Source organism: Halolamina pelagica, from assembly GCF_900115675.1.
Classification (GTDB): Archaea; Halobacteriota; Halobacteria; order Halobacteriales; family Haloferacaceae; genus Halolamina; species Halolamina pelagica.
Window position 1 is genome coordinate 38,309 of the sequence record NZ_FOXI01000005.1, and the last position, 13,491, is coordinate 51,799.

The 13,491-nt window shown below is 69.6% G+C and carries 11 protein-coding genes; 6 read left to right on the top strand and 5 right to left on the bottom strand.

Annotated features, from left to right (window positions below):
* Positions 1 to 89: 89 nt before the first annotated feature.
* Positions 90 to 1,382: a twin-arginine translocase subunit TatC gene (locus BMZ83_RS08255; RefSeq protein WP_074877546.1), complete on the top strand. Its 1,293-nt coding sequence runs from the start codon at positions 90 to 92 to the stop codon at positions 1,380 to 1,382.
* A 350-nt stretch (positions 1,383 to 1,732) separates the two neighbouring features.
* Here the strand turns inward: BMZ83_RS08255 and lonB are convergent, their stop codons facing one another.
* Positions 1,733 to 3,862 carry an ATP-dependent protease LonB gene (lonB, locus tag BMZ83_RS08260; protein ID WP_074877548.1) on the bottom strand — a complete coding sequence of 710 codons (2,130 nt, stop codon included), beginning with the start codon at positions 3,860 to 3,862 and terminating at the stop codon, positions 1,733 to 1,735.
* A gap of 201 nt (positions 3,863 to 4,063) precedes the next feature.
* On the opposite strand from lonB, the gene BMZ83_RS08265 reads away from it, so the two are divergent.
* The 3 genes from BMZ83_RS08265 to BMZ83_RS08275 are packed head-to-tail and all read left to right on the top strand — an operon-like array spanning position 4,064 to position 5,712.
* On the top strand, positions 4,064 to 4,579 hold the full coding sequence (locus tag BMZ83_RS08265) for a nicotinamide-nucleotide adenylyltransferase (protein ID WP_074877550.1): 516 nt from the start codon (positions 4,064 to 4,066) through the stop codon (positions 4,577 to 4,579).
* Positions 4,579 to 5,196: a trimeric intracellular cation channel family protein gene (locus tag BMZ83_RS08270; protein WP_074877551.1), complete on the top strand. Its 618-nt coding sequence runs from the start codon at positions 4,579 to 4,581 to the stop codon at positions 5,194 to 5,196. The genes BMZ83_RS08265 and BMZ83_RS08270 overlap by 1 nt, the downstream gene beginning before the upstream one ends.
* A 60-nt stretch (positions 5,197 to 5,256) precedes the next feature.
* Complete coding sequence (locus BMZ83_RS08275; RefSeq protein WP_074877553.1) at positions 5,257 to 5,712, top strand: nucleoside deaminase; 456 nt, start codon at positions 5,257 to 5,259, stop codon at positions 5,710 to 5,712.
* A gap of 15 nt (positions 5,713 to 5,727) precedes the next feature.
* Here the strand turns inward: BMZ83_RS08275 and BMZ83_RS08280 are convergent, their stop codons facing one another.
* The 4 genes from BMZ83_RS08280 to BMZ83_RS08295 all read right to left on the bottom strand — a co-directional run bounded on the left by BMZ83_RS08280 (position 5,728) and on the right by BMZ83_RS08295 (position 10,286).
* Entirely contained in the window at positions 5,728 to 6,462 is a 735-nt protein-coding gene (locus tag BMZ83_RS08280) for a uroporphyrinogen-III synthase (RefSeq protein ID WP_074877554.1), read from the bottom strand.
* On the bottom strand, positions 6,462 to 7,610 hold the full coding sequence (gene hemC, locus BMZ83_RS08285; RefSeq protein ID WP_074877555.1) for a hydroxymethylbilane synthase: 1,149 nt from the start codon (positions 7,608 to 7,610) through the stop codon (positions 6,462 to 6,464). Before hemC ends, BMZ83_RS08280 begins: the two co-directional genes overlap by 1 nt.
* A gap of 89 nt (positions 7,611 to 7,699) precedes the next feature.
* A complete protein-coding gene (gene hemL, locus BMZ83_RS08290) occupies positions 7,700 to 9,040 on the bottom strand; it encodes a glutamate-1-semialdehyde 2,1-aminomutase (RefSeq protein ID WP_074877556.1) in 1,341 nt (446 codons plus the stop codon).
* Between the two features lie 97 nt (positions 9,041 to 9,137).
* Positions 9,138 to 10,286: a sensor histidine kinase gene (locus BMZ83_RS08295; RefSeq protein WP_079990144.1), complete on the bottom strand. Its 1,149-nt coding sequence runs from the start codon at positions 10,284 to 10,286 to the stop codon at positions 9,138 to 9,140.
* 85 nt (positions 10,287 to 10,371) lie between these two features.
* Here BMZ83_RS08295 and arcS point away from each other — a divergent pair, with 85 nt between their 5' ends.
* Positions 10,372 to 12,129 (top strand): archaeosine synthase subunit alpha, encoded by a 1,758-nt coding sequence (gene arcS, locus BMZ83_RS08300; protein ID WP_074877557.1) that lies wholly within the window; start codon positions 10,372 to 10,374, stop codon positions 12,127 to 12,129.
* Positions 12,130 to 12,662: 533 nt separating this feature from the next.
* A complete protein-coding gene (locus BMZ83_RS08305) occupies positions 12,663 to 13,364 on the top strand; it encodes a DICT sensory domain-containing protein (RefSeq protein WP_074877559.1) in 702 nt (233 codons plus the stop codon).
* Positions 13,365 to 13,491 lie beyond the last annotated feature (127 nt).

Consider the following 13,491-nt stretch of genomic DNA (forward strand, 5'->3'; position numbering starts at 1 on the left):
AGGAGCGACTTCGGCGTTATCAACCTTTTCACCTCGCGGGCGGGCGATCCGAAAAGGCCTATAAGACCGCGTGAGCGATACCGACCCATATGGCCGAGGAACCGGACGACGAGGAGGGACGCGAGCCGTCCGACTCGTCGGTGTCCGGTTCCGACGAGGAACGGGAGTCGGAAACGGGATCGGAGCCGCACGAGGACACGACGGACGAGGAGCAGTCGCCGGACGAGGGAACGACGAGCGGATCGCCGACGGATGACGACGCCGCGAGTGACGACGCCGCCGACGCGGACGCCGACGGAACGAACGACGCGGACGGTGATGGCGGCGACGGCGGCGGGGCGGACTCGAACGACACGGTCGAGCCCGCGTTCACGGACGTGAAGGGACTCGGTCCGGACACCGACGGGTTAGACGACGACGCGGACGATGCGGACGAGAGGTCGGGTGATGCGGACGACGCGGACGACGACGGGTACATGTTCGAGGACTACGACCCCGACGAGCCGCCGGCCGCGGCCGCCGAACACGGGGCGCGCCCCCCGGCGGACGACGGCGACGACGCCCCAACCGACGTCGATCGCTCGCCGGACAGCGACGAGGGCGACGACGGACTGCTCGGCGGCGGGCCCGAATCGGATCAGGAGATGCCGCTGGCAGCCCACATCGAGGAGATGATGAAGCGGCTCTCGGTGGTGTTCATCGTCGGCGGCGCCGTCGCGCTGACGCTGTTGGGGCTCGGGCAGGCGTTCGAGCAGGTGCCCACGGCGGTGGACATCATCGACGCGCTCTGGAACAACGCGATCCCCGGCGCGCCGCAGATCGAGGGCCGGCGCCCCCGAGTGTACGGGCCGCTGGAGCTGATCCTGACCAAGCTCAAGGTGACCGCGCTGGCGGGCCTGCTGGTCGCGCTCCCCGTCTTCGTCTACGAGACGTACATGTTCATGCGCCCCGGGCTCTTCCCGAAGGAGCGCCGGTACTACCTCGCCGCGATCCCCACGAGTCTGGTGTTGGGAACGGTCGGGATGGCGTTCTCCCACTTCGTGATCATCCCGGCGATCATGCGCTACTTCACGGTGTACACCGACGAGAACGTCGCCACCGTGGCCTACGGGCTCGAGAGCACGTTCTCGCTGATCATCGTCCTCATGGGCTACATGGCGGTGATCTTCCAGATCCCGCTGTTCATCATGCTCGCGATCATGATGGGGATCGTCACCCGCCAGTGGCTGGAGGACAAGCGCCTCCTGTTCTGGGGTGGCTTCCTCACCATCGCGTTCCTGGTCAACCCCGACCCGACGGGGATGACCCCGTTCATCATCGCGGCGACGATGATCGTGCTCTACGAGGGGACGCTGGCGTTGCTGCGCTGGACCGGGAACTGAGCCGTCGACGTCGTTCTCCGCCCGTTCGTGTTTGCGGTCGCCACTCGAAGGGGCAAGTCACGCCGACCGATAGCGTCGGCGCGTCGCGTCCCCGGCGCCCGGTCGTCGTCCCCGTCGACGACAACCGGCCGATCCACCCCGACTCGTTACAGTCGCTGTTCGGGTTCACACACGGTCGAAGCGATGGGGCCGGTGTCCTGCTGCACCATCGCGGTCGGTGCAGGCGCGGGTGGCGTCGATGGCCGTCGTCGAGCGACCGGCCGGACGCCTTGCCGCGTCGGATCCGCACGTCGACGCCGTCGCTGGGGAACGCTGCGTCGTCGAAAGAACTTCCGCGAAAACGGAGCCGCCTACTGCGGCGTCGGCTCCGACCCGCCCGCGGGCTTCGTGACTTCGGAGCTCTCCAGCGCGGAGCCGGTGATGCTCTTCAGCCGACTCACGAGGGAGTCCTTCCCGCCCTCGCCCTCCAGGGCCACGTCGAGCACCTCGGAGATGTGTGAGACCGGAATGATCTCGACCATCTCCTTGTACTCGTCCTCGATCATCACGTCCTGCTCGTTGGCCTTGGGGATGATCACGCGGTCACAGCCCGCTTTCGCGGCCGCCTCGATCTTGTGCGTCACGCCGCCCACGGGGAGCACGTCGCCCCGCACCGACAGCGAGCCCGTCATCGCGAGGCTCTGGTCGACCCCGATGTTCTCCAGCGCGGAGATCACCGCCGTCGCGACCGTGATCGACGCCGAGTCGCCGTCGACGCCCTGCTGGCCGGTCTGGATGAACTGGATGTGGATGTCCTTGTCCGAGATCTGCTCGTCGGTGTACTTCTTGATGATCGCCGAGACGTTCTGCACCGACTCCTCGGCCATCTCCTGGAGCTGGCCGGTGGCGATCACCTGCCCGCCCATCCCTTGGGAGGGGGTGATCTCCGCCATCACCGGCAGCATGATCCCGGAGTCGTCGCCCATCACGGCGAGACCGTTGACGCGGCCGACCTGGTGGCCTTCCGAGACCTGCAGTTCGTAGTCCTTCCGGCGCTCGATGTAGTCGTCGGCGAGCTGCTGCTCGATCGAGCGGCTGCGGCCCTTGGCTTCGAGCACGTGCTCCCGCGTGGTCCACTCCGCGTTCTCGCCGCGGGCGATGTCGCCCGCCACGCGGACCAACCCACCCAGCGAGCGGAGTTCGAGCGTGAGGTGGTCCTTCCGGCCGGCGCGGCGCCGGGCCTCGAGGATGACCTCCTCGACGGCGTCGTCCGTGAAGTGGGGCAGGCGGCCGTCGTTGTCGACCTCCTGGGCCACGAAGCGCGCGTACTTCCGGCGCATCTCCGGGCTGTCGCGGATGGTGTCGTCCATGTACACCTCGTACCCGTAGCCGCGGATGCGGTTCCGGAGCGCGGGGTGCATGTTCTCCATCGCGTCCAGGTTCCCCGCCGCGACCATCACGAAGTCGGTCGGCACGGGTTCGGTCTGGACCATCGCGCCCGAGGAGCGCTCGGACTGGCCCGTGATCCCGAACTCGCCCTCCTGGATCGCGGTCATGAGGTGCTGCTGGGACCGAACGTCGAGCGTGTTGATCTCGTCGATGAACAGCACGCCCTTGTTCGCCTTGTGGATGGCGCCGGCCTCGACGCGGTCGTGGCTCGGCGTCTCCATCCCGCCGGACTGGAACGGGTCGTGGCGCACGTCGCCCAGCAGCGCACCCGCGTGGGCGCCCGTGGCGTCCTCGAACGGCGCGGTCTTGGTGTCCGCGTTGTTCACCAGCAGGTTCGGGATCATCGCGTCGCTGCCGCGGGAGGCGTACTTGAACCCGATGTAGATCAGCACCGCGCCGATCACGGCGAGGATCGGGTTCCCCATCGCCAGGATCGCGTAGCCGGCGACGACGGCGATCACGATCCACATCAGGAGGCTGCGGAGCTGATCGCGCTTCTGGGCCTCCTCCTTGTGGGCGTCGATGATCTGTTCGCCCTTGCCCGCGGGGACGGTCCGGACCTTCGGCTCGTTGCCGTCGTCCGGGTTGTGGTAGACCAGCACGTCCTGCAGCTCCTCCTTGGGGAGGAGCTCGGCCATCGCCTTCGCGAGCATCGACTTCCCCGTCCCGGGGGAGCCGATCATCATCACGTGGCGGCGCTGCTTGGCCGCCTTCATCACGACGTCCCGGGCGTGCTCCTGCCCGATCACCTGATCGACCAGCCGGTCGGGGACCTTGATCTCGGCCGTCGAGTCGATCTGGAGGCCACCGAGCAGCTCGTCCTTCCCGATCTCCTCGTCGTCGTCGATCTCGGCGTCGAACTCCACCTCGCTCCCGAGGTCGTCGATACCGGGAGCCTCGTCCTCGTCCTCCCCGCGGTGCTGTTGCTCCGCGGGCCGGTCGGGCTGTTCGTCGGGGTCGCCCTCTCGGGCGCCCGACCCGTTGAGCGGGAAGGGATCTTCCTCCTCCTCCCCCTCGCCGGGCACGTCGGTATCGTCCGTTTCGTTGCTCATAGAACGCTTTCGCTACCCCAAACGAGGCTCGCGCGCCTGATATACTTTCCCCCATCATCGACGACGGTTCGAACGTCGTAGATGCGTGTTTCGAGGTCTCTATCCGTCGATGTCGGTAGCCCGGTTTTCCGAACGAGCTTATAAAGGACCGCCGCCGTCCGACTCGCCGTTTTTATTCCCCCCGGGAGCGAAGCCGCGACCATGCGGGGGTTCTACATCGGCCGGTTCCAGCCGTACCACGACGGACACCACCAAATGGTGACCGAGATCGCCGACGAGGTCGACGAGCTCGTGGTCGGCATCGGCTCCGCGGGCGACTCCCACACTACGCGGAACCCCTTCACGGCCGGCGAGCGGGTGATGATGGTGACGAAGGCGCTGAACCCGCTCGACATCCCCACCTACGTCGTCCCCATCGAGGACCTCGAACGCAACGCGGTCTGGGTCGGCCACGTCCAGTCGATGACCCCCCAGTTCGACGTTGCCTACTCCAACAACCCCCTCGTCGTCCGGCTGTTCCACGAGTCCGGCGTCGAGGTGCGGCAGTCGCCGATGTTCCAGCGCGACGTGCTCGAGGGCACGGAGATCCGGCAGCGACTCGTCTCCGACGGCGACTGGGAGTCGCTCGTCCCCGACGCGGTCGTCGAGACGATCCACGAGGTCGACGGCGTCGAGCGCATCAAGCAGGTCTCCGAAACCGACTCCAACGCGGACTGATGGTCGAGGCCGGCCTCGCCTTCGAGGTGATGAACGCGATCGGGCTCGTCGCGTTCGCCGCCGTCGGCGCTCTCAAGGGGAGCGACGCCGACCTCGACCTGTTCGGCGTCGCCGTCCTCGGCTTCCTCACCGCGCTCGGCGGCGGCACCACCCGCGATCTGCTGGTCGGGCGCATCCCCACCTCGCTGCAGTCGAACATCGAGGTGCTCATCGCGGCGGCCGGGGTCGCGCTCGCGGTCGTCCTCGCCGGGCGCGTCCGCGGCGACCTGATGGAGAGCCCGGCCGTCCTCCTGCCCGACGCGATCGGACTCGCGGCGTTCGCGGCCACCGGCGCCGCCGTGGGGATCGAGACCGGGCTCTCCCCGTTCGGCGTCGTCGTCACCGCGACGCTGACCGGCGTCGGCGGCGGCAGCCTCTCGGACCTGCTGCTCGCCCGGGTCCCGGCAGTCCTCCGCGAGGACTTCTACGCGACCCCGGCCGTCGTCGGCGGCGCGGTCGCCCCGCCCGCCGTCGCGCTCGGACTGCCGCTCGGGGCGACGACGCTGCTCTCCGCCGGCGTCGTGCTGGCGCTGCGTCTCGGCGCGCTGCGGTACGGGTGGCGGCTCCCGACGGTGTGAGCGGGGATCGACCGGCACCGCCGGGCGAACGACTTTCCCTCCTCGCTGCCAGCCGACGGTATGGATCTGGACGCGTTCGATCACGAGTCACACATGCGCGAAGCGCTCGACTGCGCCCGCGAGGCCGCCGCCCGCGGCGACGAGCCGTTCGGGTCGGTGCTCGTGAAGGACGACGAGGTGGTGCTGACCGCCGGCAACCGGATCAACTCCGAGAACGACCTCCGGGCGCATCCCGAACTCACGCTCGCGAAGCGGGCCGCCGCCGAGCGCGACGACGCCGACGAGCTGGTGATGTACACCTCGACCGAGCCGTGTCCGATGTGTGCCGGCGGCATCGACATCGCCGGCCTCCGGGCGGTGGTGTACAGCGTCTCGGGCGAACGGGCGGCCGAACTCCACGGGACCGATCCGCTGCTCTCCTCGACGGCAGTGTTCGAGGCGGGTCGCAGCGACGTCCGGGTGATCCCGGACGTGCTGAAAGCCGAGGGCGAGAAACTCCACGACGCACACCGGTAGCTCCTTCGCCCAGCGCTATTCAGCCGGCGTCGCCCGTTCGACCACCGCTCGGGCCAGCGCCTCGAAGTCGGCCTCCTCGGGCACCACGTCGACCTCGATACCCGCCTCTCGAGCCGTCTCGGCGGGGCTCTCGGCGATGGCGCCGACGACCGCGTCGTCCAGCCCCGCGACCGCGGCGTCGCGGATCCCCCGCTCGTCGGCGGCTCGGAGGAAGCCCTCGACGGTCGAGGAGGCGGTGAAGGCCGCACCGTCCAGCCGTCCCTCGGCGGCCAGTTCGGCCGACTCGCCGGCGTCGTCGGGCCGGCGAAGCCGGTAGAGCGTCGTATCGCTCACCTCGGCGCCGGCCGCGCGCAGGCCCTCGGGCATGGTCGCGCTCGCCCGGTCCGAGCGCCCGAGCGCGACGGTCCGTCCCGAAACGTCGCCGTCGAGTTCCGCGACCATCCCCTCGGAGTCGTACTGCGCGGGCACGCGGTCGACGGTCCAGCCGGCCGCCTCGGCGGCCTCGGCCGTCGACGGGCCGATGCAACACAGCTCGGCGTCGCCCGGCTCCCAGCCCGCGTCGGCGAGGGTGTCGACGCCCGTCGACGACGTGAGGACGACGAAATCGGCGTCCGGCGGCGTCTCACCGGTCGGCTCGATCGTCAGCATCGGATCCGGCACCGGCTCGGCGCCGAGTGAGTCGAGGCGGGCCGCGGCGTCGTCGATGCGGCCGTCGTCCGGGCGGAAGACGGCGACGCGCGGGCGGGACATCACTCGTCGGCGGCGGCCGCGATCAGGTCGGCCGCGCCCCGGTCGGCGAGGTCGGCGGCGAAGGACTCGGCCGCGATCACGTGGTTCTCGATCGGCAGGTCACGGGCGTCCTCGACGACCTCGGTGCCGTCGGTCGAGAGCACCTGTGCGCGGACGGAGACGGTGTCGCCCTGGACCGTCGCGTGGACGCCCAGCGGCGCGACACAGCCGCCGCCGAGTTCGGCGAGCACCGTGCGCTCGACGGTGACGGCGACGCGGGTCGGCGCGTGATCGAGCTTCTGGCGGAGTCGCCCGACGGTGTCCTCGTCCCTCGCCGTCACGGCGATGGCGCCCTGTGCGGGCGAGGGGACGAACTCCTCCATCGGCAGCCGGCTGGTGCCGATCTTGTGGCGTAGGCCGCTGCGTTCGAGTCCCGCCTCGGCGAGCACGAGCGCGTCGTACTCGTGGTCGTACTCCCGGCCGAGCGCGCCGCGTTCGAGTTCGGAGAGGCCGTCGAACCACTCCTCGACAGTCCGGTCGAACTCGTCGTCGTCGTCTTCGAGGTCGTCGAGGTCCTCGTTCTCGTCGTCGAGGACGCCCTCGGGGTCGACGTTGTACTCCCGCATCTCCTTGCTCGTCTCCTCCTCGTCGGCGTCCATCCGGCGCTCGTGTTCGCGCTGGAGGCGCGGGGCCAGCAGCTTCTCGATCCGGCTGTCGACGTTCCCGCGCAGCGGGCGCACGTCGAGGTCCGGCCGGGCGTGCAGCAGTTGGGCGGTCCGCCGGAGCGAGGCGGTGCCGACGACGGCGCCCTCGTGGAGGTCCTCGAGCGCCTTCCCGTCCTCCGTGACCAGCAGGTCGCCCGCGGCGGCGCGCTCGGGCACGGCGGCGACGACCATCCCCTCGGCGAACTCGGTGGGCATGTCCTTCATCGAGTGGACCGCGGCGTCGCAGTCGCCGTCGACGACCTCCTGGTCCAGCGCGTGGACGAACGCGCCGATCCGGCCCAGATCGGCGATGAGTTCGTCCCGGATCCGGTCGCCCTCGGTCTCGATCTCGACCAGTTCCACCGGCCGGCGCCGGGTGCTGACCCGTTCCTGGACGAACGCGGCCTGTCGCATGGCGAGGTCGGACCCGCGCGTGGCGAGGCGGAGGGTCCTGTCGGTGCTCATGGGCGGGAGTGGGGGGTGGTGGGGGAAAAGGGGTGCGTTCGTGCCTCGGCGGCGACGCCACGGCGTCGACGGCGCTGCGTCGCGTGGGGCTACAGCGCCTGCCGATAGGCGTCCAGCGTCGCCTCGACGTCTTCCTCGGTGTGCCCGTAGGAGACGAACTGGGACTCGAACTGGTTCTGGGAGAGGAACACGCCCTGCTCCTTCATCGCCGGCCAGAAGCGCCGCCGCCAGCGGTCGGTCTCGGCGGCGGCCACGTCGGCGCCGGTCTTCGGGCAGTAGTCGAAGCGCGCACAGCTCTCGTCCTGCGTGCAGCCGCCCGCACAGGTGTCGTCGACGTGCTCCGGGCCGTTCCGGGTGAAGATCACCTTGAACAGCGAGTCGGTGCCGACGACCGTGTACTCCGGCGCGCGCTCCCGGACGATCTCGCTCAGCCCGGTCCGGAGCTTCTCGCCGAGGCTGTTGACGTGCTCGTACACGTCGTTCTCGGCGGCGAAGCGCAGGGTTTCGAGTCCGGCCGCCATCGTCACGGGGTGGCCCGAGAACGTGCCGGCCTGAAACACGTCGCCCGAGGGCGTGAACTGGCTGATGATCTCCGACTTGCCGCCGATGGCGCCGACGGGGAAGCCGCCGCCGATGATCTTCCCGAACGTGGTCACGTCGGGCTCGATGCCGAACTTCGACTGGGCACAGCCGAGCCCGCCGACGCGGAAGCCCGTGATGACTTCGTCCCAGATCAGGAGGGAGCCGTAGTCGTCACAGAGGTCCCGCAGCGTCTCGTGGTAGCCGTCGACGGGGTGGACGATCCCCTTGTTCGCGAGGATCGGTTCGACGAGCACCGCGGCGATGTCGTCGCCGTGCTTCTCGAACGCCTCGGTCGCGGCCTCGGGGTCGTTGAACGGCACCGGGATGGTGTGCTCGGCGAACTCCGCCGGGATCCCCCGGGTGGAGGGGCCGCGCTCGTCGACGTCGCCCTCGACCAGCGTGGAGTCGTTGGCGCCGTGGTAGGAGCCCTGCATGACGACGATCTTGTTGCGGCCCGTGTAGCCGCGGGCGAGCCGTGTCGCGGAGACGGTCGCCTCGGTGCCGGAATTCACGAAGCGGAGCATCTCCACGCTCGGGACGTGCCGGGCGACGAACTCGGCGTGTTCGACCTCGATCTCGGTCGGCATCCCGTACATCGGGCCGGCGCTCGCGTGCCGCTGGATCTCGGACTGCACCTGCTCGGGGAGGTCGTGGCCCAGCAGGAGCGGGCCAAGCCCCATCACCCAGTCGACGTAGCGGTTGCCGTCGGCGTCGATCAGGTGGCCGCCCTCGCCGTGGTCCGCGAACGGCGGGTACGGCTCGATGGCTGCTCGGACCGACGAGTTGACGCCGCCGGGCATGACCGACAGCGCGCGGTCGTAGAGGTCGCCTGAGCGCTCGTGGTTCATGTACGCAGGGTCGGTCCGGCCGGCGAAAGAAGCTAACGGGTTCGGCAGGCCGGGCCGGGAACGGGGGCGAGCTGTTCGCGGGCCGGTCCGTTCCCGGTCAGGCCGGCGGCAGCCGCAGCGTGACGACGGCGCCGCCCTCGTCCGGGGCGCCGAAGTCGAGCCGGCCGTTCGCGGCGTCGACGACCGCCTGCGCCACCCACAGCCCCAGTCCGGAGCCGTGGGTGAGCTGGGTGATCTCGCTGTCGCCGGTGACGACCTGGTACTCCTCCTCGGGGATCCCGGGGCCGTCGTCCCGGATCTCGATGGCGATCCAGCCGTCCTCTCGTGCGGCCCGGACCGAGACCGTCGGCTCGTCGGCGCCGTGGACGACGCCGTTCTCGACCAGTTCCCGGAGCGCGTCCGGGAGTGCGGGGTCGGATCGGACCGTCAGTCCCTCGGGCACGTCGACGGAGAGGTCGGCCTCGGGGTGCTCCTCGGCGACCGCTTGCACCGCCGAGGTAGCGTCCTCGCGGACCGATCGCTCCTCGAGGTGCCGGCCGCGGCGGTCGTAGACGCTCATCACGGTGTCGGCCTCGTCGGCGAGGTCCCCGACGGTCTCGACGTGGTTCATGAGCGTCTCGGCGGAGGCGGCGACCGACTCGTCGTCGGCGGTCGCGGCGATCTGCTCGGCGTGGCCCAGCATCACGGTCGCCTCGTTCCGGAGGTTGTGTCGGATCACGCGGTTCAGCACCGCCAGTTTCCGTCGCTCGGCCGCCAGCTCCTCGGCTCGGACACGCCGGGCGTCGTAGACGCCGATGACCACGTGGGCCGCGGCGCCGATCGCCAGCAGGTTCGCGATCGTGAAGGCCTGATCGACGGGCGCGGCGCCGGCGTTGCGCTGGTAGGCGAACAGCCCCGCCATCACCGCTCCCAGCACGACCAGCCCGAGCACGTTCCAGATCGCGATCCGGATCGCGTTGCGGTTGCTGAAGTTGCTGTGGTAGAGGCTGTACCCCGCCGCGACGAGCCCGGTCGAGACGATCGTCCCGAGGAGCGACAGCACCGTCCCGACCGGCTCGACCGGCCCGGTCAGGAGCACCGTGACGTTCGGGATCAGCAGCACGACCCCCGTCACCACGAGGACCGCGCTGGCGACGGCCCGAACCGTTCCACGGTCCGGTTCCCGATCGGACTCGATCTCGGGGTTGAACCCGACCTCCCGAAGGATCGCGCCGACGATACCCCGTTTGCCCCCGGTTTCGGCCATGGAGGCCCGTGGCCCACTGACCGCATCAAGCTACCGGCGGCGTCACAACGAACGGGATAAGGCCCTCCCCGCGCCAGTTCCGGGCATGACCGAGTACTTCGAGGTGCACGGGCGCGACGGCGCCGCCCGCCTCGGCGAACTCCGCCTCGACGACCCCGTCACGACGCCGGCCCTCGTTGACGAGGTGGTCGACGACGCCGGCTCGCTCTGGGCCCGGGAGCGGGAGCTCCCCGAGGGCGCCGCCGACCGCCTCACGATCCTCCCCCACCGCGCGTTCCCGCCGGGCACCCGCGAGCCAGTCCGCGAATCCTTCCGGGTCGACCACCCCGAGATCGACACTCCCAGCGCCGCCGTGGTCTCCAGCGAGGAGGCCCGCGACGTGGGGGCCGACGCCTACCTGCTCTCGGACGCCAACGCGTTCGTCGGCCACGCGTCGGCGTTCACGGACGCGATCATCCGGACGCGCGAGGCGATCCCCGCCGACACCGCGCTCTACCTCTCGGGGGTCGCGACGCCCCGGAACGTCGCCACGCTCGTCTACGCCGGCGTCGACCTCGTCGACGCGAAGAAGGCGAAGGTCCGCGGCGCGGAGGGGTTCTACCTCACCAGCGAGGGCGAGCGGTTCCTCGAGGACCTCAGAGAGCTTCCCTGCGCCTGCTCGGCCTGCCAGCAACCGATCGCGGAGTTCGGGCCCCGTGACTGCGCCGAGCACAACGTGAACGCGCTCCGGACCGAACTCCGGGTCGTCCGCGAGCGAATCCGCGAGGGGCGCCTGCGGGACTACGTCGAGGGGCAGGCCCGCCACGACCAGTGGCTCACCGCGGCGTTCCGGGAGTTCGACCAGCAGTACGGCTACGTCGAGGAGCGCGCGCCGGTCGTCCGCGAGGCCGAACTGGCCGCCGCCAGCGGCGACAGCATCCGCCGGCCGGAGATCCAGCGCTTCGCCGAGCGCGTGACCGAGCGCTACCGGACCGAGTTCGACGGGCCCCTCGTGCTCGTCCCCTGCTCGGCAACGAAGCCCTACAGCGAGTCCCAGAGCCACCGACAGTTCCACGACGCGATCCAGTGGCGCGGCCACCTGGCGTCGATGACCTCGCCCATCGGCGTCGTCCCCCAGGAGCTCGAACTCACCTACCCCGCCCAGCAGTACGACACCGTCGTCACGGGGCGCTGGAGCGCCGACGAGAAGGAGTTCGTCTCGGCGGTGCTGCGTCGCTACCTCCAGCGCAACGACTACGACCGCGTGATCGCCCACGTCCCGCCGGGGGGGTACACCGACATCTGCGAGACCGTCGAACCAGCGGTCGACGCCGACTTCGAGTACACCGTCGCCGACCACCCGACGACCGACGACTCACTCGCCGCGCTCTCGGCGGCGCTGGAGGGGGAGGAGGCGTACCGGAAGCGCACCCGCGAACACCGGATCGTCCGGGCCATGGCCGACTACCAGCTCGGTGAGGGCGCCGGCGCCGAACTGTTCCCCAGCGACGAGATCCAGACCACCAGTCGCTACCCGAAGATACAGATCCGGGACGCCGAGGGCGAGCAGTTGGCGACGATGGTGCCCAACTACGGCGTCCTCTCCTTCACGACCGCGGGGGCCCGGAAGTGGGCCGAGAGCGACGCACCGAGCAAGACCGTGGAAATCGACGAGTTCGTCCCCCACGGCAGCGTGCTCGCGCCGGGGGTCGTCGACGCCGACGAAGCGATCCGCACCGGCGACGAGGTGATCGTCTCCGGTCCGAAGGCGTTCGGCGTCGGCCGGGCGTCGATGTTCGGCTCGGAGATGCGGGAGTCGACGCGTGGGATCGCGGTCGAGACGCGCCACGTGGACGAGCTGTAGCGGTGCCGTCACGGTAGAACGTTCAACGAACCCTCCTGTCTTTTGTCACGGTTCCCCGGGATCGCTGCGCACGCGGCGAACTGACCGAATCCGAGTTCGAGCGTCGGCTGAATCGGCCCTTGGAGACCGAAACGGCCGACCGCTCCGCAGTCGACACCGGTCCGACTCTCGACGTGGTCCACCGCTTCCGGAGTGTCCGTTGCTCTCCCGACCGAGGCTGACCACGAGAGCGGTGGCTGCTTGAATCCAGGAGGTGCGCGGATGGAACTTTAAGAAACGTTGACTACTATCTTTGACTATTGTGTAGCCATGTTCAACACCAGTTCACCCGAAAGTGAACCAGCGAGGAGAGAATTGCAGGCCAGCGACGAGTTCTATCGCGTTCTCGCGTCCCACTCTCGACGGAGGCTGGTGGCTTCCCCCCTCGACGACGAAACGAGTTCGGGACCTCGTCCGGGCCGCGATCGAGGCCGAAAAACGATGAGACCCACCACACGAGTCGCGGACAGCCACACCGGGGGGCTCCGGTAACGATGCTCGAGAAGTTCATCGAGGAGGTCGAACGTCGCCAGAAGCGGTTCGTCGTCTACAGCGACGAGGCGGTCGACGTCGCTGAGCAGTTGGCCACGCGGAACGTGACGGTCGAGCGCCGGGACCTCCCGTCGACCGATCCGGAGCCGTTCGTGGAGATCTACGACGGCGACCGGTTCCTCGGGGGAATCGACCTCGACGATCTGCAAGTGTTGTTGGAACCGCCGATCGTCCGTCCCAACGACCCCGAAGCCGTCGGAGAAGCCTACCGTGCGTTACTGGAGGTACTCGACGGGACAGTGTTCGCGACGCTCGACCGACAACAGCTCCAGGCGACCAGCCGGGAGTTCGAAAGCCGAGCCTGGCAGGTCGGTCAGGGGACGCTTCGAGTCGGGTTCCAGTCGCTCTCGGCGTTCGAGCCCCAGACTGCGGCGTACCGCCGCCTCGGGGAGGAGACCGACCTCGACATCCACGTGTACGGCCAACCGGACTGGTCGCCGCCGACCATCCCGAACGTGACCTACCACCGCGACACGGGGAGGACGCTCGCGCCGTACTGGTTCATGGCCTTCGACGGCGGGGACGAGGAGAGTCAGCGGTGTGCGTTGGTCGCACGGGAACACGAGGACGGCTACCGGGGGTTCTGGACCTACGACCCTTCGTTGGTCGGCGATATCCTGGCTACGCTCGAGGCGGGGACGTAACCGCGGGTGCGGCGACACCGCTACCGACCAGTGGCGGGCGTTCAGCCCGCCGTTTCCGACGAATCGCGGGTGGGAACCGTACGGACGGCGAACCTTCAAGCAGAAGAGCCACTGTCGAAACGGCGAA

Excerpts from the sequence above, each read along its gene's own strand:
- BMZ83_RS08295 (WP_079990144.1), bottom strand. The coding sequence starts at position 10,286 with ATGGCCGAAACCGGGGGCAAACGGGGTATCGTCGGCGCGATCCTTCGG.
- hemL (WP_074877556.1), bottom strand. The coding sequence starts at position 9,040 with ATGAACCACGAGCGCTCAGGCGACCTCTACGACCGCGCGCTGTCGGTC.
- BMZ83_RS08280 (WP_074877554.1), bottom strand. The coding sequence starts at position 6,462 with ATGTCCCGCCCGCGCGTCGCCGTCTTCCGCCCGGACGACGGCCGCATC.
- lonB (WP_074877548.1), bottom strand. The coding sequence starts at position 3,862 with ATGAGCAACGAAACGGACGATACCGACGTGCCCGGCGAGGGGGAGGAG.
- arcS (WP_074877557.1), top strand. The coding sequence starts at position 10,372 with ATGACCGAGTACTTCGAGGTGCACGGGCGCGACGGCGCCGCCCGCCTC.
- BMZ83_RS08255 (WP_074877546.1), top strand. The coding sequence starts at position 90 with ATGGCCGAGGAACCGGACGACGAGGAGGGACGCGAGCCGTCCGACTCG.
- BMZ83_RS08275 (WP_074877553.1), top strand. The coding sequence starts at position 5,257 with ATGGATCTGGACGCGTTCGATCACGAGTCACACATGCGCGAAGCGCTC.
- BMZ83_RS08270 (WP_074877551.1), top strand. The coding sequence starts at position 4,579 with ATGGTCGAGGCCGGCCTCGCCTTCGAGGTGATGAACGCGATCGGGCTC.
- hemC (WP_074877555.1), bottom strand. The coding sequence starts at position 7,610 with ATGAGCACCGACAGGACCCTCCGCCTCGCCACGCGCGGGTCCGACCTC.
- BMZ83_RS08305 (WP_074877559.1), top strand. The coding sequence starts at position 12,663 with ATGCTCGAGAAGTTCATCGAGGAGGTCGAACGTCGCCAGAAGCGGTTC.
- BMZ83_RS08265 (WP_074877550.1), top strand. The coding sequence starts at position 4,064 with ATGCGGGGGTTCTACATCGGCCGGTTCCAGCCGTACCACGACGGACAC.